The 22668-nt window shown below is 36.0% G+C and carries 26 protein-coding genes and 1 other annotated feature; of the genes, 25 read left to right on the top strand and 1 reads right to left on the bottom strand.

The annotated features are described in order from the left end of the window. The first annotated feature begins 93 nt into the window (after positions 1-93). The 25 genes from FC37_RS03200 to FC37_RS03080 all read left to right on the top strand — a co-directional run bounded on the left by FC37_RS03200 (position 94) and on the right by FC37_RS03080 (position 22321). Positions 94-1461, top strand: a complete 1368-nt coding sequence (locus FC37_RS03200) for a DUF2325 domain-containing protein (RefSeq protein ID WP_025005859.1) — start codon at positions 94-96, stop codon at positions 1459-1461. Positions 1462-1532: 71 nt separating this feature from the next. Next, positions 1533-1613 (top strand) — a sequence feature (ribosomal protein L21 leader region). A gap of 14 nt (positions 1614-1627) precedes the next feature. Next, positions 1628-1939: a 50S ribosomal protein L21 gene (rplU, locus tag FC37_RS03195; RefSeq protein ID WP_003627604.1), complete on the top strand. Its 312-nt coding sequence runs from the start codon at positions 1628-1630 to the stop codon at positions 1937-1939. Positions 1940-1957: 18 nt separating this feature from the next. After that, on the top strand, positions 1958-2248 hold the full coding sequence (rpmA, locus tag FC37_RS03190) for a 50S ribosomal protein L27 (RefSeq protein WP_007125344.1): 291 nt from the start codon (positions 1958-1960) through the stop codon (positions 2246-2248). A 112-nt stretch (positions 2249-2360) separates the two neighbouring features. After that, positions 2361-3470, top strand: coding sequence for a M24 family metallopeptidase (locus FC37_RS03185; protein ID WP_025005858.1), 1110 nt, complete (start codon positions 2361-2363; stop codon positions 3468-3470). Between the two features lie 81 nt (positions 3471-3551). Further along, a complete protein-coding gene (gene efp, locus FC37_RS03180; protein ID WP_025005857.1) occupies positions 3552-4121 on the top strand; it encodes an elongation factor P in 570 nt (189 codons plus the stop codon). Between the two features lie 17 nt (positions 4122-4138). Next, the gene (locus FC37_RS03175; RefSeq protein WP_025005856.1) at positions 4139-4570 is read left to right on the top strand and encodes an Asp23/Gls24 family envelope stress response protein; all 432 of its coding nucleotides are present in this window, start codon (positions 4139-4141) and stop codon (positions 4568-4570) included. A gap of 7 nt (positions 4571-4577) precedes the next feature. Then, on the top strand, positions 4578-4970 hold the full coding sequence (nusB, locus tag FC37_RS03170) for a transcription antitermination factor NusB (protein WP_025005855.1): 393 nt from the start codon (positions 4578-4580) through the stop codon (positions 4968-4970). A 59-nt stretch (positions 4971-5029) separates the two neighbouring features. After that, complete coding sequence (locus FC37_RS03165) at positions 5030-5875, top strand: bifunctional methylenetetrahydrofolate dehydrogenase/methenyltetrahydrofolate cyclohydrolase (RefSeq protein WP_025005854.1); 846 nt, start codon at positions 5030-5032, stop codon at positions 5873-5875. Next, the gene (gene xseA / locus FC37_RS03160; RefSeq protein ID WP_025005853.1) at positions 5872-7215 is read left to right on the top strand and encodes an exodeoxyribonuclease VII large subunit; all 1344 of its coding nucleotides are present in this window, start codon (positions 5872-5874) and stop codon (positions 7213-7215) included. The genes FC37_RS03165 and xseA overlap by 4 nt, the downstream gene beginning before the upstream one ends. A gap of 2 nt (positions 7216-7217) precedes the next feature. Further along, on the top strand, positions 7218-7460 hold the full coding sequence (locus FC37_RS03155; protein ID WP_025005852.1) for an exodeoxyribonuclease VII small subunit: 243 nt from the start codon (positions 7218-7220) through the stop codon (positions 7458-7460). A 1-nt stretch (position 7461) separates the two neighbouring features. Then, positions 7462-8331, top strand: a complete 870-nt coding sequence (locus tag FC37_RS03150) for a polyprenyl synthetase family protein (RefSeq protein WP_025005851.1) — start codon at positions 7462-7464, stop codon at positions 8329-8331. Beyond that, on the top strand, positions 8332-9144 hold the full coding sequence (locus tag FC37_RS03145) for a TlyA family RNA methyltransferase (RefSeq protein ID WP_056945479.1): 813 nt from the start codon (positions 8332-8334) through the stop codon (positions 9142-9144). Between the two features lie 10 nt (positions 9145-9154). Continuing rightward, positions 9155-10837 (top strand): DNA repair protein RecN, encoded by a 1683-nt coding sequence (recN, locus tag FC37_RS03140; RefSeq protein ID WP_025005850.1) that lies wholly within the window; start codon positions 9155-9157, stop codon positions 10835-10837. Beyond that, positions 10830-11270 carry an ASCH domain-containing protein gene (locus tag FC37_RS03135; RefSeq protein ID WP_025005849.1) on the top strand — a complete coding sequence of 147 codons (441 nt, stop codon included), beginning with the start codon at positions 10830-10832 and terminating at the stop codon, positions 11268-11270. The genes recN and FC37_RS03135 overlap by 8 nt, the downstream gene beginning before the upstream one ends. A gap of 136 nt (positions 11271-11406) precedes the next feature. Next, the gene (gene gmk / locus FC37_RS03130; protein ID WP_025005848.1) at positions 11407-12021 is read left to right on the top strand and encodes a guanylate kinase; all 615 of its coding nucleotides are present in this window, start codon (positions 11407-11409) and stop codon (positions 12019-12021) included. Between the two features lie 2 nt (positions 12022-12023). Then, entirely contained in the window at positions 12024-12248 is a 225-nt protein-coding gene (gene rpoZ / locus FC37_RS03125; RefSeq protein ID WP_003627587.1) for a DNA-directed RNA polymerase subunit omega, read from the top strand. Positions 12249-12297: 49 nt separating this feature from the next. After that, positions 12298-14697 carry a primosomal protein N' gene (gene priA, locus FC37_RS03120; RefSeq protein ID WP_056945478.1) on the top strand — a complete coding sequence of 800 codons (2400 nt, stop codon included), beginning with the start codon at positions 12298-12300 and terminating at the stop codon, positions 14695-14697. Between the two features lie 12 nt (positions 14698-14709). Then, a complete protein-coding gene (gene fmt / locus FC37_RS03115) occupies positions 14710-15654 on the top strand; it encodes a methionyl-tRNA formyltransferase (RefSeq protein WP_025005847.1) in 945 nt (314 codons plus the stop codon). Beyond that, positions 15605-16969: a 16S rRNA (cytosine(967)-C(5))-methyltransferase RsmB gene (gene rsmB / locus FC37_RS03110; RefSeq protein ID WP_081776568.1), complete on the top strand. Its 1365-nt coding sequence runs from the start codon at positions 15605-15607 to the stop codon at positions 16967-16969. Before fmt ends, rsmB begins: the two co-directional genes overlap by 50 nt. Positions 16970-16973: 4 nt before the next feature. Beyond that, positions 16974-17729: a Stp1/IreP family PP2C-type Ser/Thr phosphatase gene (locus FC37_RS03105; RefSeq protein WP_025005845.1), complete on the top strand. Its 756-nt coding sequence runs from the start codon at positions 16974-16976 to the stop codon at positions 17727-17729. Next, positions 17719-19734, top strand: a complete 2016-nt coding sequence (pknB, locus tag FC37_RS03100; protein WP_025005844.1) for a Stk1 family PASTA domain-containing Ser/Thr kinase — start codon at positions 17719-17721, stop codon at positions 19732-19734. The genes FC37_RS03105 and pknB overlap by 11 nt, the downstream gene beginning before the upstream one ends. Next, complete coding sequence (gene rsgA / locus FC37_RS03095) at positions 19735-20625, top strand: ribosome small subunit-dependent GTPase A (RefSeq protein ID WP_025005843.1); 891 nt, start codon at positions 19735-19737, stop codon at positions 20623-20625. A 12-nt stretch (positions 20626-20637) separates the two neighbouring features. Then, positions 20638-21288 (top strand): ribulose-phosphate 3-epimerase, encoded by a 651-nt coding sequence (gene rpe / locus FC37_RS03090; protein WP_056945477.1) that lies wholly within the window; start codon positions 20638-20640, stop codon positions 21286-21288. After that, entirely contained in the window at positions 21288-21974 is a 687-nt protein-coding gene (locus tag FC37_RS03085; RefSeq protein WP_025005842.1) for a thiamine diphosphokinase, read from the top strand. Before rpe ends, FC37_RS03085 begins: the two co-directional genes overlap by 1 nt. A 137-nt stretch (positions 21975-22111) precedes the next feature. Then, the gene (locus tag FC37_RS03080; RefSeq protein ID WP_025005841.1) at positions 22112-22321 is read left to right on the top strand and encodes a hypothetical protein; all 210 of its coding nucleotides are present in this window, start codon (positions 22112-22114) and stop codon (positions 22319-22321) included. A 97-nt stretch (positions 22322-22418) separates the two neighbouring features. On the opposite strand, the gene rpmB is transcribed toward FC37_RS03080, so the two are convergent. Further along, positions 22419-22604, bottom strand: coding sequence for a 50S ribosomal protein L28 (gene rpmB / locus FC37_RS03075; RefSeq protein WP_025005840.1), 186 nt, complete (start codon positions 22602-22604; stop codon positions 22419-22421). Between the last annotated feature and the right edge of the window lie 64 nt (positions 22605-22668).

Below are 22668 nucleotides of genomic sequence, written 5' to 3'. Positions count from 1 at the left end.
AGTGAGACTTAACTTAAAAAGCAAAAGGTTTGATATATACTTAAAGTAAGTAAAAATAAAACAATATAGCTAAATTGAAAAAGTGGTGAAAATATGTACGATTATCGTAATAATATTAAAGTAATTTTAAATAAAACGGAGGCAGACGACAAAAGTTTAGCCAACAGTTTAAATGCCATCAAAGCAATTATTGCTATGGCTGATGGCGGAAATGTGGACAAACCAAAAGTAAAAAGCGCTCCAAAGAAAAATGCCAATACTCAATCAATTGCCCAACGAAATGCAGATTTGAAGCAATTTAAGCAACTATTGATGGGATTAACTAATTTAATCGAAACACCAGGGAATGAAAAAGCTAAGAAAACTTCATTGGAAGCTCTACATAAATTAACTTTTGTTCCTGGTGTGGGTAAACGTTATGGCAATGTTTTAGGCAAACTAGACCAAGCGATTCAAAAGTCAAAGACTACTAAAGAGGCAGTCAATAAAAAGATTTTTGAAGATGCGATGAAGCCTAAAGAGCAACCTAAGCGTGATTATCGTAAAGGTAGACGCTATACAGTTATCCGTGCACTTTCTGGTTGCAATTTAATTAATGATGATGGTCAAATTGTTTATCGCATTAAGGAATCACAAATTCATTCGCTTAATTTGAAAAGCGGAGATATTGTAGAAGCACTAGAAGATCGAGAGAATCCTCATTTTGAAGCTGAAATTTTGCGTGTTGTTGGCTATCGCAAATTACGTACGCGAGATTATGATCCTATTGAGGAATTTCGTTATGCGGTTGTGCAAGGTCGAACTGGACAATTGGCAATTACGCGTAATATTAAAGGACAAAAATTACGCATCAGAGGTAAGGCAATAACCATTCCAGTAGATTCAAGCTATTATCAAGGTGAAAATATTCATTTGGAAGATGGCTCAATTGTTGATTTAGCTTGGTATACTGGGGATGTTCGCATTAAGAAAAATCCTGCTGATGCCGTACAAATTCGCTGGATTTATCAAGTAGATCCACCTAAACAATCAGACCTTTCTTATAAGAAGAAAGACAAGAGCAAAGATAAAGCAGCAGAAGAATTAACTAAATTAGATATGAATCTGCACTATCAACGAGTAGGTATTGCAATTGGTGATAATCAAAACGAAGGAGTTTTAGAGGGAATAGTTAATCGTTATAATGGCATTCCGATTCCAATTGATGCCTTTGAAGGTAAAAAGAAGGTCATGGAACGCCAAATTAAAGATCTTGATATTGTGATTTTGATGACAGCATATGCTGCTCATGATGCGACTTGGAATATTCAAGAATTTGCTTCAAAATATGGGGTGAAATTTGCAGTTTCGTCATCAAAAGGTTATAGGTCATTTGAAAGAGCACTATATCGTGCGGAAAATAAATTACCTGCTTACGAGGGAACACAAACAATTGACTATAAAGAAGCAAAAGATAACTAATATCTGCTTTGTTTTTATTGATAAATTCTTTTTTAGGTAGTAAACTATAAGAGTTGTATTTGTGGAGACCTCCACATCTGCAACCGCACGGCTCGGGGTTAGAAGTCTTCTTGAGTAAGAAGCACCTCAGTTCGGCGAGTCTAAGTATTTTTTTGGAGGTGTACAAATGTACGCAATTATTAAGACCGGTGGTAAGCAATACAAAGTTGCAGAAGGCGACAGCGTATTTGTAGAAAAGCTTGATGCTGAAGAAGGTAGCTCAGTAACTTTTGACGAAGTTATCCTTGTTGCTAATGGCGACGACGTTAAGGTTGGTACTCCATTAGTAGATGGTGCTAAGGTAACTGCTAAAGTTGAAAAGCAAGGTAAGGAAAAGAAGGTTGTAACTTTCAAGTACAAGCCTAAGAAGCACTCACACAGCAAGTATGGTCACCGTCAACCTTACACTAAGGTTACAGTTGAAAAGATTGAAGCTTAATTCAGAGGTGAAATGATTATGAATATTTTAGGTATGAAATTATTTGCCCACCACAAGGGTGGCGGTTCTACTGCCAACGGTCGTAACTCAGCTGGTCGTCGTTTAGGCGCTAAGGCTGGTGACGGTCAAACTATCCACGCAGGTACTATTATTTACCGTCAACGTGGTACTAAGATTCACCCAGGCAAGAACGTAGGTCAAGGTGGAGACGACACTTTATTTGCACTTGTTAACGGCGTTGTTAAGTTTGAACGTCTTGGCAAGTACAAGAAGCAAGTTTCTGTATACCCAGCTGAAGAAGCTAAGTAATTCAGATATAAAATAAGGCGGGTAGCTAGTGCCACCCGTCTTTTTTTATGGTATTTTCCATAGCAGATTTAGTATAATTAATAAATATATTACGCAAAGAAGGTATCTGATTATGGAAAATAAAGAGGAATTACTTACATTAATTAACCATCGTATTAATCAAGTTACAGCTTTGATTAAGGAACATAACGCAGATGTTATGATTATCTTTAATCAAGCTAATTATCGTTATCTTACTAATTTTACCGGCGAAGAGGCACAATTAATATTGACGGCCAGTGGTGAGCGAATTCTTTTGTCAGATTCACGTTTTGCAGGACAAATTAAGGCGCAAGCTCCAGGTGAAATGAATGTAATAATGAAACATTCAAGTGACTATGAAGAATTGACTAAAGCCCTTAAGAAAATGGATATCAAAAAGGTTTTGGTAGAAGGCGAATTTGTTTCAGCTAGTGAATTTTCAAAATTAAAGGAATTAAATCCAGATCTTAATTTTGAAATGGTTGAAGAACTAGTCGAACGTGTCAGAAATGTAAAAGATGAACTTGAAATTGCTGCTTTACGCAAAGCTATTGATATATCAATGGAAAGTTTCAAAGGTATTTTGCCAATGATCAAGCCTGGCGTAAAGGAACGTGCAATTGGTGCTAAACTAGATTATCTTTTTAAAGTAAATGGTGGAGACGGCCCAGACTTTGAGACAATTGTTGCTTCAGGTGTGCGCTCGGCTTGGGCTCACGGCGTAGCTAGTGACAAGGAACTTGAAGAAGGCGATATGATCGTCATTGATTTTGGTAGTTTTTATCATGGTTATGCGGCTGATATTACTAGAACGGTTGCCTTAGGTGACGTTGATGAGGAAATGCACAAGATTTATGATATTGTCCATGAAGCACAGCGCCGAGGTATTGAAGCAGCCGTTGTGGGAAATACAGGCCACGATGTTGATAAGGCAGCTCGTGATTATATAACTGAGCAAGGTTATGGTAAATACTTTGGTCATGGTATTGGTCACGGAATTGGTCTTGAAATCCATGAATTATGTCAACCTGCTCTGCCTTTTAGGACAACTAAACTAGTTAATAATATAGTTCACACTGTTGAACCAGGGATTTATTTGCCTGATAAAGGCGGCGTTAGAATCGAAGATGATATTTTGATTCATGATCAAGCGCCTGAAACTTTATCTACTTTGCCTAAAGATGAGTTAATTTCATTATAGTTAATATTTTAATAGGCCGAAGTTATAGCCAAAACGGTCTAAGATTGGTAAGATAATAATTGTAGAAATGAGGGACTTATTATGACAATGATTTCAGTAAACGAATTCAAGAATGGCTTAACTATTCAATACAATAACGATTTATGGCGTATTGTTGAATTCCAACACGTAAAACCAGGTAAGGGTAGTGCATTCGTACGTTCAAAGCTTAAGAGCTTGAGAACCGGTGCTGTTCAAGAATATACTTTCCGTTCAACTGCAAAGGTTGAAACTGCAGATATTCAAACTAAGTCAATGCAATACTTGTACAATGACGGTTCAAGTTACGTATTCATGGATACTTCAACTTACGATCAATTAGCTATTCCAAATGAACAAATCAAGGATGAAGCTAACTACTTGTTAGAAAACATGGTAGTTAACGTAATCATGCACGAAGGTGAAACTTTAGGTATTCAATTACCTAATACTGTTGATTTGAAGGTAGCTAAGACTGAACCAAACATCAAGGGTGATACTTCATCAGGTGGTGGTAAGCCAGCTACTATGGAAACTGGTTTGGTAGTTAACGTACCATTCTTTATTAACGAAGGTGACGTATTAACTATCAACACTTCTGATGGTACATACGTATCACGTGCAAATAAGTAGTTTTTTGAGGTAACAAAATGGCAGATAGTTCAAAAATTCTCTTAAGTGGTGAAGAAAACAGCGAACAAATTAAAATTGATCCAAGTGTTCTAGAAGTTATTTTGGGGATTGCTGCTGAAAAAATTGATGGTGTTGCTGGAATGCGTGGTAGCTTAAAGTCAGGACTTAATTGGGTTCTTGGCCGTGAAGATCACGGTAAGGGCGTTAACGTAAAAGTTGACGAAGATAATAAATTAATTGCTGATGTTTATGTCTACCTTGAAAGTGGCGTTAATGTTCCTAAAGTGGGAATGGAAATTCAAAAGGAATTGAAGGCTCAATTGTTACAAATGACTGACCTTGAACTTAAGTCAATCAATGTTCATGTGGTAGGCTTAGCTTTCCCAGAAGATGAAAATGACGCTGAAGAAAGTCAAACTACCTCAGAGCTGTTTCCGGAGGATGAATAGAGAGATAATGAACCAACACGAAAGTCGAAAAGTTGCTATGCAAGCAGTATATTTGGCTAATCAAGAGCCAGATTTAACTGCTGAAGATGTGGAAGCAAAAGTCGTCGCAACACTTAATTTAAAACAGCTTTCTGCCTATTCAAAGAAACTAATTGAAGGCGTACTTGAAAATCGTGAAGATTTGCAGTCTGAATTAACTAGTCATTTGAAAAAGGGCTGGCGTCTTGAACGTGTAAGTCAAATAGTTGTTGCTATTATGGAAGTTGCACTTTTTGAAATTAAGAATAGTGATGAAATTGATCCTAAGGCAGCAGTTAATGAAGCTTTAAATTTATGTGACGAATTTGCTGAGCCAAAAGAAAAACCATTTATTAATGGTATGTTAGCAAACTTTGTTTAATAACGATTGAATAGCCGGCAGCTTTGCCGGCTATTTTTTAGTAATAAGGAGAAAAAATAATGGAAAAAATTCTTGATGGTAAGGCATTTGCAAATTTATTAGGTCAAAATCTTAAAGAAAAGGTTAAGAAATTAAAAGATGAGGGAATAACGCCACATTTTTGCGTAATAAATATTGGGGACGATCCTGCAAGCAAAATCTATGTTCGAACTAAAAAGCGTCGTGCTGAAAAAATGGGTATTATCCAAGACATTTATCAAATGTCGGCTGATACAAAGCAAGAAGAAGCTTTAGCTTTAATTGATAAATTAAATGCAGATCCAGCAATCAATGGTTTAATGGTACAATTGCCAGCTCCTAAACAAATTGATGCGGATGCCTTGCTAGAAAGAATTGATCCTAATAAAGATGTAGATGGATTAACTCCAGCTAATATTGGTCATCTTTGGATGGGTAACCATTTTGTAGAACCAGCTACTGCCGAAGGGATCATTGCTTTACTTAAGCATTATGAAATTCCACTTGAAGGTAAAAACGTTGTAATTATTGGCCGCAGCAATATTGTAGGTAAGCCTTTAGCAGCTTTAATGTTGGAACAAAATGCTACAGTTACGATTGCGCACTCAAGAACTAAGAATTTGGGTGAAATTACTAAAAAGGCAGATGTTTTAGTTTCTGCAACTGGTCAGGCATTTTTAGTTAAAGCAGATATGGTTAAAGATGGTGCAGTTGTGGTTGATGTTGGTATGAACCACGTTGATGGTAAATTAGTCGGTGATGTAGATTTTGATAAAGTAAAAGAAAAGACCAGTTATATTACTCCTGTTCCAGGTGGTGTAGGTCCCTTAACTGTGCAATTCTTGATGGAAGCAGTAGTTAAATTGACTAGGAGACAAAATAAATGACCGATAATAAGTATTTAACGGTTACAGATTTAAATTATTATATTACGCAAAAATTTAAAAATGATCCTTACTTGCATAAGGTGTTTTTGCAAGGTGAATTGTCTAACTTTCGTTATCGTCGAAATTCACATCAGTATTTTTCATTAAAAGATGAAAAGTCTAAAATTAATGTGGTGATGTTTCGTTCCTACTTTGATAAGGTGAAATTCAAGCCTGAAGAAGGAATGAAGGTATATGTAGTTGGCTATGTTAGCGTTTATGGACCACAGGGCTCATATCAGTTTTATGCGGAGAATATGGAACCGGCCGGGCTTGGAGCGCTTTATGAACAATTAAAGCAACTTCAAGCTAAATTAGCTAAGGAAGGCTTATTTAATCCAGAGCATAAAAGAAAACTGCCACGTTTTCCTGATAGGATCGCAGTCGTAACTAGTGCTTCTGGAGCTGTTATTCATGATATTATGGTGACAGCTAACCGCCGCTTTCCTCATGCGGAAATTGATCTATTCCCAGCACAAGTACAAGGCGATACTGCGGCTGATTCATTAGTTAAAGCCATGCGCCAGATTGCTGCACAAGGCGATAAATATGATGTCATGATTATTGGTCGTGGTGGTGGATCACTAGAAGATTTGTGGCCTTTTAATGAAGAGGAAGTAGTACGGCAAGTTTATGCAATGCCAATGCCGGTTATTTCATCAGTAGGACACGAAACAGATACTACTTTATGTGATTTAGTAGCTGATGCACGGGCGGCTACGCCAACTGCAGCCGCTGAGTATGCGACGCCTAATTTGGCAGATGAATTGGCAGGAATTCATCAATTACAGAGTCGGTTAATTGCAGGAATGCAAAATAATATTAGCCAAAAACGTGATCGTTTAAATCGAATTAAAAACTCTGTAATTATGAGAGAACCTACCCGACTTTATGATCAACAAATTCAACAAGTTGATTTATTAAAGCAGCGCCTGCAAAATAGTATTCAAAATAAAGTGAATAATTCTTTGCAAAATTATCGTTTATTAAAACAGCGTTTGCTCAGCGTTAGTCCTGATAAGCAAATTGCAGGAATGAAACAACAAGAAAATTTTTTGACTAAACAGTTAAATGACAATATGCGTCATTATCTAAAGAGTAAGCGTAGTGATTTTAGTAAAGTAGTTCAACAACTTGATGATTATAGTCCACTTAAAACTTTAGAACGTGGCTTTGTTTATACTACTAATGAAGATGGAGAAACTATTAGTTCAGTTGATCAAATTAAAAAAGATGATCATTTAAATCTTCATTTTAAAGATGGACAAGTTACAGCAACAGTTACAGAGGTAAGGAAATAAATATGCCAACAAAGAAAAATAATTTTGAAGAACAATTAAATAGTTTAGAAAAAATTGTCACTAATCTTGAAAACGGAAATGTACCACTTGAAGATGCTTTAAAGGAATTTCAAGAAGGAGTAAAGATTAGTCGTGAACTAGATAAAAAGTTGACTAGTGCAGAAGAAACTGTAGCCAAGTTGATTGATAGTGATGGTACTGAACATGAACTAGATCCAAATAATGCAGCAGCTCCAGAGGATTAATATGACAGCATTTGAATATTTTAAAGAAGATTGGACACCAGTAATTGATGATTATCTAGCTAAACATTTAGCTTCAGAGGTTGATGACAAGAAAATTAGTCAGATCATGGCATATTCAGTTATGGCTGGTGGTAAAAGATTAAGACCCCTTTTGTTTTTGGCAATCTTGAATACATTAGAACGCAAAATAGAAGAGCCTGAAATTAGAATTGCTTGTGGGATTGAATTAATTCACACATATTCCTTGATTCATGATGACTTACCTGCAATGGATAATGATGATTATCGTCGTGGTAAGTTAACTAGTCATAAAAAATGGGGTGAAGCTGAGGCTATTTTAGCTGGGGATGCACTCTTACCATTAGGCATTCAATGGATAGCAGAAGGCAGTCGTTCTGCCAAGTTAGTTGCCATCATTACACAGGCAGTTGGGCCTAACGGTATGGTTGGTGGTCAATATCTTGATATTGATTCCACTAATAATGCAAGTGTGGCTGATGACGCTAAGTTTATCAACAAGATGGAATGGCTAAAAACCGGTTGTTTAATTCAAGCCAGTGCGGAAATGGCAGCTACTTATGCTAAGGCTAGCGATATTGAACAAGTTAAATTAATCGATTTTGCCAAAGCATTTGGTCGTTCATATCAAATTTATGATGACTTAGTTGATGTGGTTGAGACAAGTGAAGAAGCCGGCAAAGCTACTCATAAGGATAAAGAAGAAGGCAAAAATAATACTTTAACTTTATTGGGAATTAATCAAAGCCGGAAGGAATTAAAGGATTTGATTGATCAAGCTAAAGATGATTTGCATGGCTTGAATGGAGAAGTATTAGCTGGTTTTTTGAATCTATATCAAAAGGTGTTGTAAATGGCAAAGCAAAGAGCAGATGTTTTATTAGCTGAACAAGGAATCTTTCATTCTCGTTCTGCTGCGCAAAGAGCAATTATGGCGGGCTTAGTTTCAGATCATAATCATCAAAGAATTGATAAGAGCGGAACTAAGTTCCCTGAAGGCGAGAAGTTTTACGTCAAAGATGATGGTAAAAAATATGTTTCTCGTGGTGGTTTCAAACTTGAGAAAGCATTGAAGGTTTTTGACATCGACTTACAAGATAAGATTTGTTTAGATATTGGAGCTTCAACTGGTGGCTTTACCGATGTTGCTCTGCAAAACGGGGCCAAGATGGTTTATGCGTTAGATGTAGGCTACAATCAATTAGCTTGGCAATTAAGAGATGATCCACGTGTAGTAGTAATGGAGAAGCAGAATTTCCGTTATTCTAAACCTGAAGATTTTAATCAAGGCTTACCTGATTTTGCGATGACTGATGTTTCGTTTATTTCACTTGATTTGATCATGCCGCCAATGTATGAAATCCTAAAGGATCAATGTGATGCTGTTTGTCTAATTAAGCCACAATTTGAGGCAGGTCCAGAAAACGTTGGTAAGCATGGTATTGTTCACGATCATGAAGTCCATAAAAATGTAATTGAACATACTATGCAAAAGGCAATGGAAATTGGTTTTAATGTTTTAGATGTTGATTATTCACCAATTAAAGGTGGTAAAGGAAACATTGAATTTTTGATTCATTTGCAAAAAGACGAAGCTAACGGTGGTCGTAATTTGTGGTCAAGTACCCCAGCAGAAGTAGTAGAACGTGCTGTAAATAGTCTCTAGGAGTGGAAAAATGCTAGTTGAACTAGATATTAAAAATTTTGCGATTATTAAAAGCTTAAAAGTTCGCTTTCAAGAAAAAATGACCGTGATTATCGGTGAAACTGGTGCTGGTAAATCAATAATCATTGATGCGGTTTCATTATTGATGGGAAGCCGTAGTCAAAAAGAGATGATCCGTTCTGGAGAACAAAAGGCTGTAATTACGGGTTTGTTTGTACTTGATAATCAAAAAGAAAAGATTGCGGAGCTTTGTGAAAAGTATGGTCTGCCTCATGATGACGATCAATTAGTGATTAGCCGAGAATTAGCAATAAAGGGTAGAAATATAGTACGTATTAATGGTCAATTAACTACTATCAATGTTTTACGTGAAATCGGCAATTATTTAGTTGATATTCATGGTCAGCATGATCAGCAAATATTAATGGATCAAGATCGTCAAATTGATTTAGTTGATGATTATGCATCTGATTCTTTTAAAGAAGAATTATCAGCGTATCAAGAGGATTATCGCCATTGGCAAAAGTTAACTAATCAACTGCGTCATTTGCGTCAAGATGCACAAGAATTGGCCCAAAAACAAGATATTCTTCAATTTCAAAATGATGAGTTAGAGTCTGCTAATTTGGAAGATCCTGATGAGGATGAAAAATTAGAGGAAGAATTTAACGAATTAAATAATTATCAAAAAATTGCAGATACTGCCAATTATTTTATGCAGCTGTACGATGATGACGAGCACGGAATTGCAACGTTATTAGGGGATGCACAAAATGCAGCGACAGATTTAACGGAATTTGGTTCAAAATTTAAAGATTTTGCTAAGACTGTTGATGACGGAGTGTATGCTTTAAACGACGCTCGTAGTGAGTTGTCTAATTTGATGGATCAGATGGATTTTGATGAAGAACGTTTCCAATATGTAACTAATCGTTTAGATACGTTGAATTCATTGAAGAAAAAGTATGGTCCAACGTTGGCAGATGTCTTTGCTTTTTACGCTAAAGTGCAAAAAGAACTTGGTCAGTTTGAAACTGGCGGTTTAGATGAAGAAAAGCTGCAAGCAGAAGTGGCACAAGTTGAAGAAAAGATGACCAAAGAAGCTAGACAATTGCACCTAATTCGAGAAAAAGTTGCCCATTCACTAGAAGAGCAAATAAAACAAGAATTAGCAGATCTTTATATGGAAAAGGCCCGCTTTTCTATTAATTTTGAAGAAACCAAAACTTTTACGGCTAAAGGTACAGATGCAATTGTATTCTTGATTGCACCTAACCCAGGTGAAGATCTAATGCCGTTAGTAAAAATTGTCTCAGGCGGTGAGCAATCGAGATTAATATTGGCATTGAAGGCTATCTTTAGTCATGTTGAACCTGTTGGAACGATGATCTTTGACGAAATTGATACAGGTGTTTCAGGACGTGTTTCTGCCGCAATTGGTAAAAAGATGCATTCTATTGGTCAAGACAAGCAGGTAATTGCTATAACCCACTCTCCACAGGTTGCAGCTGCAGGTGATCAACGTTATTTAGTTGCAAAACAAGTAAAAGATGGTTCTACGTTTACTCAAATAGGACCTTTAAGCAAGGAAGAAACTATTACTGCAATTGCTCAAATGATGGCAGGACAAGATGTAACAGATGCGGCTAAAAAGAACGCTGCTGATTTGATTAAGAGTATTAAAGATGAATAGTATCAATAAGTTTTGGATGGATTTTTGTCAAAAACATCATGTTAATCCGGGAGAATTAGAAGGTGCTTATGCATTTGGCGGAAATAGCCAAGATGCTGATGTATTAAGCGATTTAATTAATCGTGGCATTAAAACCGCTACTACAAGCGTATATGATCCAGATGAAGATGTTCCCACAGTCGGTCAATATGCTATTGTTTTAAATGGAGAAAATAAACCAGTGTGCGTAATTCGAAATAAAACCGTGGAAATTATGCCATTTAAAAATGTTTCTGCTGAACATGCATATTTAGAGGGTGAAGGAGATCGCTCATATGATTATTGGCGAAAAATTCATGAAAATTTTTTTGCATGGGAATGTCGAGAAAATTTAAACACTATTTTTAGTGAAAATACTGAAGTAGTTTGTGAGACTTTTGAAAAAGTAGATTGAGGCAAAAAATAGGCTATCAGTCTACTTTTTTGATGCCTTGAGACGTCTACGGTTGAACTACATAAAGAGAAAACTTGAAAAACTATTGATTTTAGTGCAAACTAGATATATTAATAGTTACTAAGAGGAGTTCAGCATGGCAGATAAAGGTTTGTTATTAGTACTTTCGGGTCCTTCAGGTGTTGGTAAAGGAACTGTAAAAAGTGCTATTGTTGAAAACAAAGTCTTTCCATTTGAGTATTCAGTTTCAATGACTACTCGTAAGCCTCGTCCCGGCGAAGTCGATGGAAAAGATTATTTCTTTGTAAGTGAAGAACGTTTTCAAGAAGCTATTAAAAATGGTGAGTTATTAGAATATAATAATTACGTTGGACATTATTATGGTACGCCATTAGGTCCTGTAAAAAAGATGTTACATGATGGCAAAGACGTTTTATTGGAGATTGACGTTAACGGTGCCGCTAAGGTCCGTGAGAAAATGCCTGATGGCGTGTTCATCTTTTTAACTCCACCAGATTTGCATACATTGCACCTGCGATTAGAACATCGTGGTACTGAGTCAGAAGATGTAATTCGTGGTAGAATTAAACAAGCTCGAAATGAAATCTTGGAAATGGAAGAATATGATTATGCAGTTGTAAATGATACAGTTGCTAATGCAGTAGACCATATCAAGGCAATTGTTGATGCAGAGCATGTCAGTGTTAAGCGTGTAATTGATGACTATCGTAAGATGGTCAAGGAGGATTAATCATGAGAATTACTTATCCATCAATTGATAAATTGTTGTCACGTGTTGATTCACGTTATTCATTATCTGTACTTGCTGCTAAGAGAGCACATGAACTTGAAGCTGGCGATCCACCAACTTTAGATCATTTCAAGTGTGATAAGGCAGTTGGTAAGGCACTTGAAGAAATTGCCGCTGGTAAAGTAACGGTTGACCCAGCTCATGCCGAGGTTAACCTCGAAGACTAATTTACTGACCTTCATCCTTTGGGTGGAGGTCTTTTTTACAGGTGATTAGATGATTGCTCAGGTTATTGTTGATGTTGCAACCAAGCAAACAGATCGTATTTTTGAATATCATATTCCGGCTGAATTAGAAAAAGATGTCAAAATTGGTTCAAGAGTAATAGTACCGTTTGGTCGAAGAAAAGTGCAAGGCTTTGTAGTAGGCATAGAGGCAAAAAGTCAATTTACAGGTAAGTTAAAAGATCTTTTAGTGACAGTGGATGAAATGCCACCACTTACACCAGAATTAATAAAATTGTCTGAAAATTTGGCACAAAATATTTTTTCATATCGAATTACCATTTTACAAGCAATGTTGCCATGGGTAATGCGGGCAGGCTATCGTAAACTGTTAGTACCTGCAAATAAAAAAGCTAAAAAGATGCCGTTCTTTCAAGGTGATCCCATTGATTTAGCTAAAATGACGGATCTGAAGCAAATAAAAAAAGTTCATCAATTGCTGAAAAATGATGATGCCAAAATAGAATATGTTGTAGAAAATAGAGCTAAAGAGAAAAAAGAAAATCAGTATGAATTAGCGCTAGATTCTGCAGAATACACCAAGATTTACAATACTTTGCGTCAAAATGCGGTTAAGCAAAAGCAATTGATGATGGATATTATTGAAAATAAAGATGATTATCCTAAAAGTCAAAGTGATTTGATAAAAGAGTTAGGCTTATCGGCTGCTAATTTAAATTCAGCTGTTAAAAAAGGTTGGCTAAAAAGAAAAGCTGTCGAAGTTTATCGTAATCCCTTAGCTGGTTTTGAAGATGAAAAAAAGCCAGTTCTAGTGACTTTAAATGATGAACAACAGGCTGCGTTGGATCAAATTAATAGCGCAATTGATCAGCGTAATGCAGAGACCTTTTTACTTGAAGGAATTACTGGTAGTGGGAAGACAGAAGTATATTTGCATGCAATTGGACAAGCTTTGGCTCAAGGAAGAAATGCCTTGATGCTAGTGCCAGAAATTTCGTTAACACCGCAAATGGTAAAGCAAGTAAAGGCACGTTTTGGTGATAAAGTGGCCGTTTTACATAGTGCTTTATCTGAAGGGGAAAAATATGACGAATGGCGTAGAATTCGTCGTGGTGAAATTCAAGTAGTAGTTGGAGCAAGAAGTGCAGTTTTTGTTCCGCTAGATAATATTGGATTAATCATAATTGATGAAGAGCATGAATCATCATATAAACAAGAGACCAATCCTCGTTATAATGCTAAAAATGTGGCACTCTGGCGTAGTAAATATCACCATTGTCCATTAGTACTAGGAAGTGCTACTCCATCACTAGGAAGTCGAGCACGTGCTCAAAAAGATGTATATCATCTATTACGTTTAACTAAACGTGCAAATCATAAAAAATTACCTAAAGTTAATTTGATTGATCTTAAGCATGTTCAATTTGCAGGTGGGCAATTTGACTTGTCTGTTGAATTAGTCGATGCAATTAAGAAAAGACTAGAGAAAAAAGAGCAAGTCATCTTGATGCTTAATCGGCGAGGATTTGCTAATTTCATGCTTTGCCGGGAATGTGGTTTTGTTTTGAAATGTCCTAATTGTGATGTTTCACTTAATTTGCATAAAGATACTAATAGCATGCAATGTCACTATTGCGGACATACAGAGCCAATTCCTACTCGATGTCCTAATTGTCAAAGTTCAAAAATCCGTTTTTTAGGTACTGGAACCCAAAAAGTTCAAGAAGAACTTGAAGAACTTTTACCAGGAGCTAGAATTTTAAGAATGGATGTTGATACAACTAGGAGAAAAGGCAGTTATAAGCGGATTTTGGATTCATTTGGTAACCATGAGGCGGATATTTTGTTAGGAACTCAAATGATTGCTAAAGGATTAGATTTTCCAAATGTAACTTTAGTTGGCGTAATTAGCGCAGATACGGGATTATGGTTATCGGATTATAATGCATCAGAAAAAACATTTGAGTTGCTGACGCAAGTCGCAGGACGTGCAGGACGTGCTGACAAGGAAGGCGAAGTTTTAATTCAAACTTATAATCCAGAACACTATGCCATTCAATTGGCACAAACGCAGGATTATGAAAGATTTTATGGTTATGAAATGCATATGCGTCATGCTGGCAATTACCCACCATATTTTTATACAGTATTAATATCAGTTGCCGCTAAAAAAGAGCAAAATGCGGCTAGAGAAGCATTCAAGATAAAAAGATATTTATTGCAGCATTTAAATAATCAAGCAATAATTTTAGGACCATCGCCAAGTGCAATTTCTAGAGTAAAAAATCAATATTATTACCAAATACTGGTAAAATATAAAAAAGAACCAAATTTAAATAAACTATTACACCATGTTCAAGATTCTGCTCAAGAAGCTAAGAAATATGGTTTAAGTATTTTTATCGATAATGAACCAGAAAGAGTAATGTAAGGAGTTGTTTTAATGACATCAGTAATATTCATGGGAACACCAGAGTTTTCAGTTCCAGTATTAGAAGGCTTAATCAAAAATAATTATGAAATTAAGGCTGTTGTAACGCAGCCTGATAAAAAGGTTGGTCGTAAACAAAAGATCACTAAGACCCCAGCTAAAATTGCTGCAGAAAAGCATAATTTACCTGTTTTTCAACCAGTGAAATTGTCTGGCTCAGAAGAAATGCAACAATTGATTGATATGCATGCTGACTTAATCGTCACCGCCGCATACGGTCAGTTCTTGCCAACTAAGTTTTTAAACTCAGTAAAAATTGCTGCTGTTAATGTCCATGGTTCACTTTTGCCAAAATATCGTGGTGGTGCACCAATTCAATATTCACTCATTAATGGGGATGCAGAAACTGGTATCACTATTATGGAAATGGTAAAGAAAATGGATGCTGGTGATATTTATTCTCAAAAAGCAATTAAGATTGAGCCAGATGACAATGCAGGAACTTTATTTAATAAATTATCAATTGTAGGTAGAGACTTACTTTTGGAGACTTTACCTTCGATTATTGATGGCAGCGTTAAAAAGATTCCTCAAGATCCAGATAAGGTAGTCTTTTCACCTAATATTACTAAAGAACAAGAACGCATCGTTCCTACTATGACAGCTGCTGAAGCTAACAATATGATCCGTGCTCTTAATCCAGATCCAGGTGCTTATATGATGCTTGAAGGCAAGCGCTTCAAGGTTTGGAAAGCAGAAGTTGCTAAGGATAGTACTGATTTAAAGCCAGGTTGCGTAGTAGCTAATAAGGACCGCTTTGCAATTAGCTTTGCTAATGGTACTGTTTTAAACTTGCTCGAGGTACAACCAAGCGGCAAGAAGAAGATGGATATTAAGAACTTTTTAAATGGTCAAGGTAGTAAATTTGCCCCAGGAGAAGAAATTGTCGACAAATAAAAGTGCCCGTGCAATTAGCTTAGATACTTTAATTAAAGTCTTAAAAAATGGCTCATATTCAAATATTAGTTTGAACAATAGTTTAAAGCATTCTGATTTATCGATTGCTGATCAAAATTTAGCAACTAGGATTGTTTACGGAACGATTCAATATCGCCTTTTTTTGGAATATCAATTGACCGGTTTGCTTAAAACAAAAATCACTGAAAAATATTTGAAGCCGCTCTTGTTGATGTCACTTTATCAGATAATATTCTTAGACAAGGTTCCTAACCGTGCTGTACTAGATGAAGCTAATAAACTAGCTAAGCAGTTTGGCAAACATCATTCTTCAGGCTATAGAGTAGTGAACGGAATCTTGCGTGCATTTATTAGACGCGGTGTGATTTTACCTGATGAAAAGGATACCGTTAAATATTTAAGTATTAAAGAAAGCGTTCCTAAATGGTTAGTTAAGTATTTAATTGACAATTGGGGAATGCAAAAAGCAAAATCAGTTTTAAGCAGTATTAATGAACCAGCCAAAAATAGTGTGCGAATTTCATCACTAGCAGATAAAAATCAAGTTTTTGATCAATTAACAAAAGAAGGATATCAACCGAAATGGTCAAATTTATCTCTTAATGACGCCGTTTTAAGTCATGGTGGCATTAGCGAAAGTGATTTATTTGAACAAGGAGAGTTGACAATTCAAGATGAAGCCGCTAGCTTAGTGGTAGAAGCTTTTGATTTTGATAAAAATCAAGCTGAACATGTTTTAGATGCATGTAGTGCACCTGGCGGGAAAACTGTCCAGATTGCTGAAAATATCACTGGTGATGTAACTGCACTAGACATTCATGAAAAGAAATTACGTCTAGTAAAAGAAAATGCTCGCCGCATGCATGTGTCGGACAAAGTAACAACTAAGGCATGTGATGCTAGAAAAGCGCAAGAAATGTTTAATGCAGGTGAGTTCACTAAAATTTTAGTTGATGCTCCATGTTCAGGTTTGGGACTATTAAGACGCAAGCCTGAGATTCGTTATACCAAGAGTTTGCAAGATTTGAAGAGCTTACAAAAAATTCAGTTAGGGATTTTAGATTCTGTTAGCACATTGTTAAAAGTTGAGGGAGAATTAGTATACTCAACTTGTTCAATTTCAATGGAAGAAAATGAAGAAGTAGTTAAGCAATTCTTGCGAACTCATCCTGATTTTGAATTAAAACCATTTTTATTAAGCAAGCTTGAGTCCAAGACAGGAATGTTAAAAATAATGCCTGATCAAGATGGCAATGATGGATTTTTCATTGCAAAATTTAGATTACGAGGTTAGATTTTTGATTGAAACAGCATACGCTTCAAGTATCGGCAAGGTACGAAAAAGCAATCAAGATTTTGTACAAGTTTTTGAGAATCGTAAGGGAATTACCTTAGCAATTGTTTGTGATGGTATGGGTGGCCATCAAGGCGGCGATGTGGCCTCTACAATGGCTGTCACTCACCTAGGACATAATTTTGGCATAACAGATTTTACTGATGCTAATATTGCTCGAAAATGGCTAGATGTGCAATTAAATTCTGAAAATGAAACAATTTTAAAAACAGCTGATAAATTTCCTGACTTAAATGGAATGGGTACGACAATTGTTTTAGCTTTTGCATTTAAGGATAATGCGTTGATAGCTCATTTGGGCGATTCACGTGCTTATAGTTATTCCGAGGGAAAGTTTGTCCAATTAACTGAAGATCATTCTTTAGTTAATGAGCTAGTCAAAATGGGGCAAATTACTAAGGAACAGGCTAAGCATCATCCCCAAAAGAACATTATTACTCAAGCCCTAGGTGTATCTAGTACAATTGATCCTGAAGTTAAGGAAATTAAGCTTGATGATGACGACATCATTTTGCTATGTACTGATGGATTAACGAACTCACTCAGTGATCCACAAATACAACAAGTTTTAGCTACAAAAGAATTAAGCTTAAAAGAACGATGCAATAAATTAATTAGTGAAGCCAATCGATTAGGTGGTGGTGATAATATTACCGTTTGCCTAATTTGGAATAAGGAGGACGAGAGCAGTGATCGATAAAGGTTATCTGCTTGGTGAACGTTATCGCATTATTGATACTTTAGGCGAAGGCGGTATGGCCAATGTTTATCTGGCTGAAGATATTATTCTGCAACGTAAAGTAGCAGTTAAAATATTACGGTTAGATTTACAAAATGAACCTCAAACACAAGCTCGTTTTCAAAGAGAGGCTTTAGCCACTAGTGAATTAAGTCATCCTAATATTGTCTCTGTTCTTGATGTAGGAACTGATCATGGATTGCCATATATGGTAATGGAATATGTTGATGGTCCAGATTTGAAAGAGTATATTCGTCAAAATGCTCCTTTGGATTTGCATGAAGTGATTCGCATTATGGATCAAATTCTAAGTGCAGTTGCTTTGGCTCATAAACATAATGTCATCCACCGTGATCTTAAACCACAAAATATTTTGATGGACAAGAGAGGCAATATTAAGATTGCTGATTTTGGTATTGCGGTTGCCTTGAATCAGAGCTCTGTGACGCAGACTAATTCTGTCATGGGATCAGTTCATTATATGTCACCTGAACAAACTAGAGGCGGATTGGTTACTAAGCAGTCCGATATTTATTCTTTAGGGATTATTCTGTATGAATTGATTACAGGCACTGTGCCGTTTAATGGTGATACTCCTGTTTCAATTGCGTTAAAACACGCGCAGGAACCAATACCTTCTATTAGAAAGAAGGATCAAAGTGTTCCGCAAGCATTAGAAAATGTTGTGTTAAAAGCAACTGCTAAGGATCCACGAGATAGATATGCTACAGCACAAGCCATGCAGGCTGACCTAAATAGTAGCTTAGATCCCGAAAGAGCAGATGAGCCGGTTTTTGTGCCTAATCATGGTAACAATAATGATAAAACAATCGTTCTGCCAGGTTTTAAAGCCCCTGAAAAAGAGCAGACTGTAGAATCTGAAGAGGAAAATAAACCTGATAAAAAGGAAAAGAAAAAAGACTTTTGGCAAAATGTTAAAAGTCATAAATGGTGGTGGATTTTTTCAGTTATTGCCGCTGGATTAATTATTTTTATTATGATTTTCGCACTAAGTGGCAATAATAATAAACCACGTCAAGTTCATATTCCTGATGTAACTAATATAACTGAAAAGCGTGCTGAAAAACGGTTAGAAGCCGCCGGGTTACAAGTGGGAAAAGTAATTAGACGCCAGTCTGATGACATTAAAAAAGGTCATGTAATTGGTACTAAACCAGCAGCCGGTAATAGAGTGGATCAAGGAAAGGCTATCATTTTAATTGTTTCTAGTGGTACCAGCATGGTAAAGGTACCTGATGTAGTCGGGGATAATTACGATGAAGCTGCAGAAAAATTAGAAAATCAAGGCTTCGATGTTGTTAGAGAAGATCAATATTCAAATAAAATGGCTAAAGGCAACATCATTTCTCAGAGTATTGCTGCTGGTGTAGAAGTAAAACCAACGCAGACTACAATTACTTTGGTGGTTTCTCGAGGAAAACAGATAAAGCCAAAGATAAATACCGTTACCTTAAAAGATTTGCACAATTACTCATTAAAGAGTGCGCAAGATTATGCTAAGGAACATGGCTTAACTTTACAGATTAATCAAGAATATTCTGATGAAGTTGAGCGAGGTTTGGTTATCTCAATGCAGCCGGAAGCGGGTACTAAGGTTGATCGTGGATCTACGGTAACCATTAAAGTTTCACACGGTCCAAAAGAAGAAAAAGATACTACTATTACGAAGACATTTACTGTTAATTATGTTGGCAGCGATCTGAAAAAGGATGATAAATCCGATGGTAAAAGTGGAGAAACTGACACTAAGGAAGACAATAGTAAAGTCGACCATGTTCAGATTTATATCAAAGATGATGATCACTCCTTGAGTAATATCTATCGTGACTTATATATTAAACGTGATATGAGTTTCTCAATTCCATTTTCAATTAAGGATGGAAACGGCCAGTTGCGCGTAGTTCGTAACGGAGAAACTGTTTTGAATGAAAAGGTGACAAAATAAATGAAACTAGCAGAAGGAACCGTTGTCGGGTTAATTGCTGGTTATTATGATGTGGAAACTGCTGCGGGTATCGTTAGAACGCGTGCTCGCGGCGTTTTTCGTCAAAAAAAGCAAAAACCTGCAGTAGGTGATCATGTAGAAATTCAAATAGATGATCAGGGTATGAGTTACTTGGTAAAGATTTTACCGCGACTCAACAGAATTGGTCGTCCCGCTGTAGCCAATGTCAGCCATGTATTGTTAGTTATTTCTGCGGTTGAACCTGATTTTTCTTTAGAATTATTGGATCGCTTTTTAACTTTCTTTTCTTGGCAAAAAGTACAAGTCACTATTTATTTATCTAAAAGCGATTTATTAAAAGGTGACAAGTTAGCTAAAATTAAAGAAGAACTATCATATTATCAAGAAATTGGTTATCCAGTGTTTACTGATTATCATGATGTAGAAGCTCAAATTCCTCAAATGATTAAAGCAGGGCAAATTTGGACATTGGCAGGACAATCTGGTGCAGGTAAATCTACTTTACTTAACCAGTTGAAGAAGGATGCTAATCAGGCAACGGGAGCAATTTCTACTAGTTTAAACCGTGGTAAGCATACTACTAGAAAAGTCGAATTATTTAAATTAGGTGAAGGGTTCTTAGCTGATACACCAGGTTTTTCTTCGATTGATTTAACACCGATCAAATTGAATGAATTATGTAACTATTTCGTTGAATTTAAACGTGCTAGCAGCAAATGTAAATTTAGAGGGTGCCAACATTTAAAGGAACCTGGCTGTGAAGTTAAAAAGTTGCTTGAAGAAGGCCAAATAATGCCTCATCGTTATGATGATTATCTGGCAATGCGGACAGAAATTAGTGAAGGCCGATTACCCGAATATTTAAAATAATAGGAGAAGAAAATGATTATTGCGCCATCAATTTTGAACGCAGATAATTTAAATTTAAAAGAAAATATTAAAGATGCTGTTGCAGTAGGCATTGATCGTTTCCATATTGATATTATGGATGGACATTTTGTGCCAAATTTATCTTTTGGACCACAATTAATTAGTGATTTTAAACGTGAATTTCCCATGACAGATGCTGAGATTCACTTTATGAGTAATAATCCTGATGATCTTATTCCAGCCTTTGTTGAAGCCGGAGCAGATATCATGGAGCTGCATTATGGTGCGATGAGTGAATCCAAGCTGAATTATTGGCTTGATTATTTGGCTTCTAATGGAGTTGAGGCTGTTTTAGCAATTAAACCGGATATTCCAGCTGACGTTGTCGAAAAATTTTTGCCAAAAATTAAACAAGTTTTAGTCATGACCGTCAATCCTGGTTTTGGTGGTCAAAGCTTTATTGCTGATTCAGCTGAGAAGATTAAGCAAGTCAGAGAAATTGTAGGACCAAACATGGCAATTGAAGTTGATGGTGGCATTAATGACCGTACGATTAAAATTGCCAAAGATGCAGGTGCTGATGTCTTTGTAGTTGGCTCTTATTTATATGAAAATGGTAATATTGCAAATCAAGTACATAAATTAGAAAAAATTATTAAGTAATGGAAGCATATGCATTATTAGGTGGACCAACAGATTTGTGGCCTGTTAACATCAAAGAAATACTTAAAGATGCAAGAAAGACGAATAATCTTATCGTTGGAGTAGATCGTGGTTCTTTGTACTTAGAAGAATTAGGAATAACTCCTGATGTAGCGCTGGGGGATTTTGACTCATTAAAAAAAGCAGATCTAGCGGAAATTGAAAGTAATGTAAGAGATATTCGTTATTCAAATCCGGTTAAAGATTTGACTGATTCTGAATTGATGCTGCATACAGTTTTTGATGATTATCAGATTGATAATTTAAATATTTTGGGTGCAACAGGGGGCAGAATAGATCATTTTTTAATTAATTTATTAATGCTGCTCGATCCATCTCTGCGACAATTTGCTGAACAGGTCTCAATAATGGATAAGCAAAATAAAATTGTCTTTTTCAATCCGGGACGTCATGTAATAAAGAAAGTATCAGAGTACCCATATATTGGTTTTGCTGCTTTAACTGCAATTAAAGATTTTAATATTTTAGGTGCCCGTTATGAGTTGCACCATTATTCTGGAGATTATCCACGAGTGTTTTCTTCAAATGAATTTTTGCCGAATACTTCTCAATTTGAAATTAATTTTGAAAAAGGGATGCTTGCGGCGATTTATTCAAAAGATGTTAATCGCTTTCATAATCTTTAATGATTGGCTTAAAATAGAGGAAAAAGAATCAAGGATTAATTATGAAATATATTGATTTTGAAAAGAATGTGGCCGCTTTTGAAGATGGTCGCTATGAAGCAAGACTTGATCGCGCAAAACAAAATGTAGAAAATTAAATGCACAAAAACCATGTTCACGTTTTTGATAAGAAAAAGAAGAAGGAAGTAGCAACTATTAATGGCCTTGCTAGAAACGTTACTTACCAAGACTTGGGCTTGCCAACTAAATTGAGCGAAATGATTACTGAATATGCCTATACTCCAATTAAGGAAAGAATGGCTGATGAAATTTCAAATGATGATAAAAATCATAATATTATGAAATAATTTAAAAAAGGACAGCTGAAAAATCAGTTGTCCTTTTTTGATGTACAAAATTTTTAGCAAACAAAAAACCTTACAGATAAATCTGCAAGGCTGGTTATTAGGCACGAGTAACTTTACCAGACTTTAAAGCCTTGGTTGAAACCCATACGCGCTTTGGCTTACCGTCAACAAGAATGCGAACTTTTTGAAGGTTTGGCTTCCAAGCACGACGAGCTGAGTTCAATGAGTGTGAACGTTTGTTACCGAATGTGGTCTTCTTACCTGTTACGTAATCTTTAGCCATTTGCTAAACCTCCTTTATATATGGTGTCATACTTAATTAGGTTATCATATGTTTGGTCGCAATT

Source organism: Lactobacillus gallinarum DSM 10532 = JCM 2011 (assembly GCF_001434975.1).
In the GTDB taxonomy this organism is placed as follows: Bacteria; Bacillota; Bacilli; order Lactobacillales; family Lactobacillaceae; genus Lactobacillus; species Lactobacillus gallinarum.
This window is presented reverse-complemented; position numbering and strand designations above follow the sequence as displayed.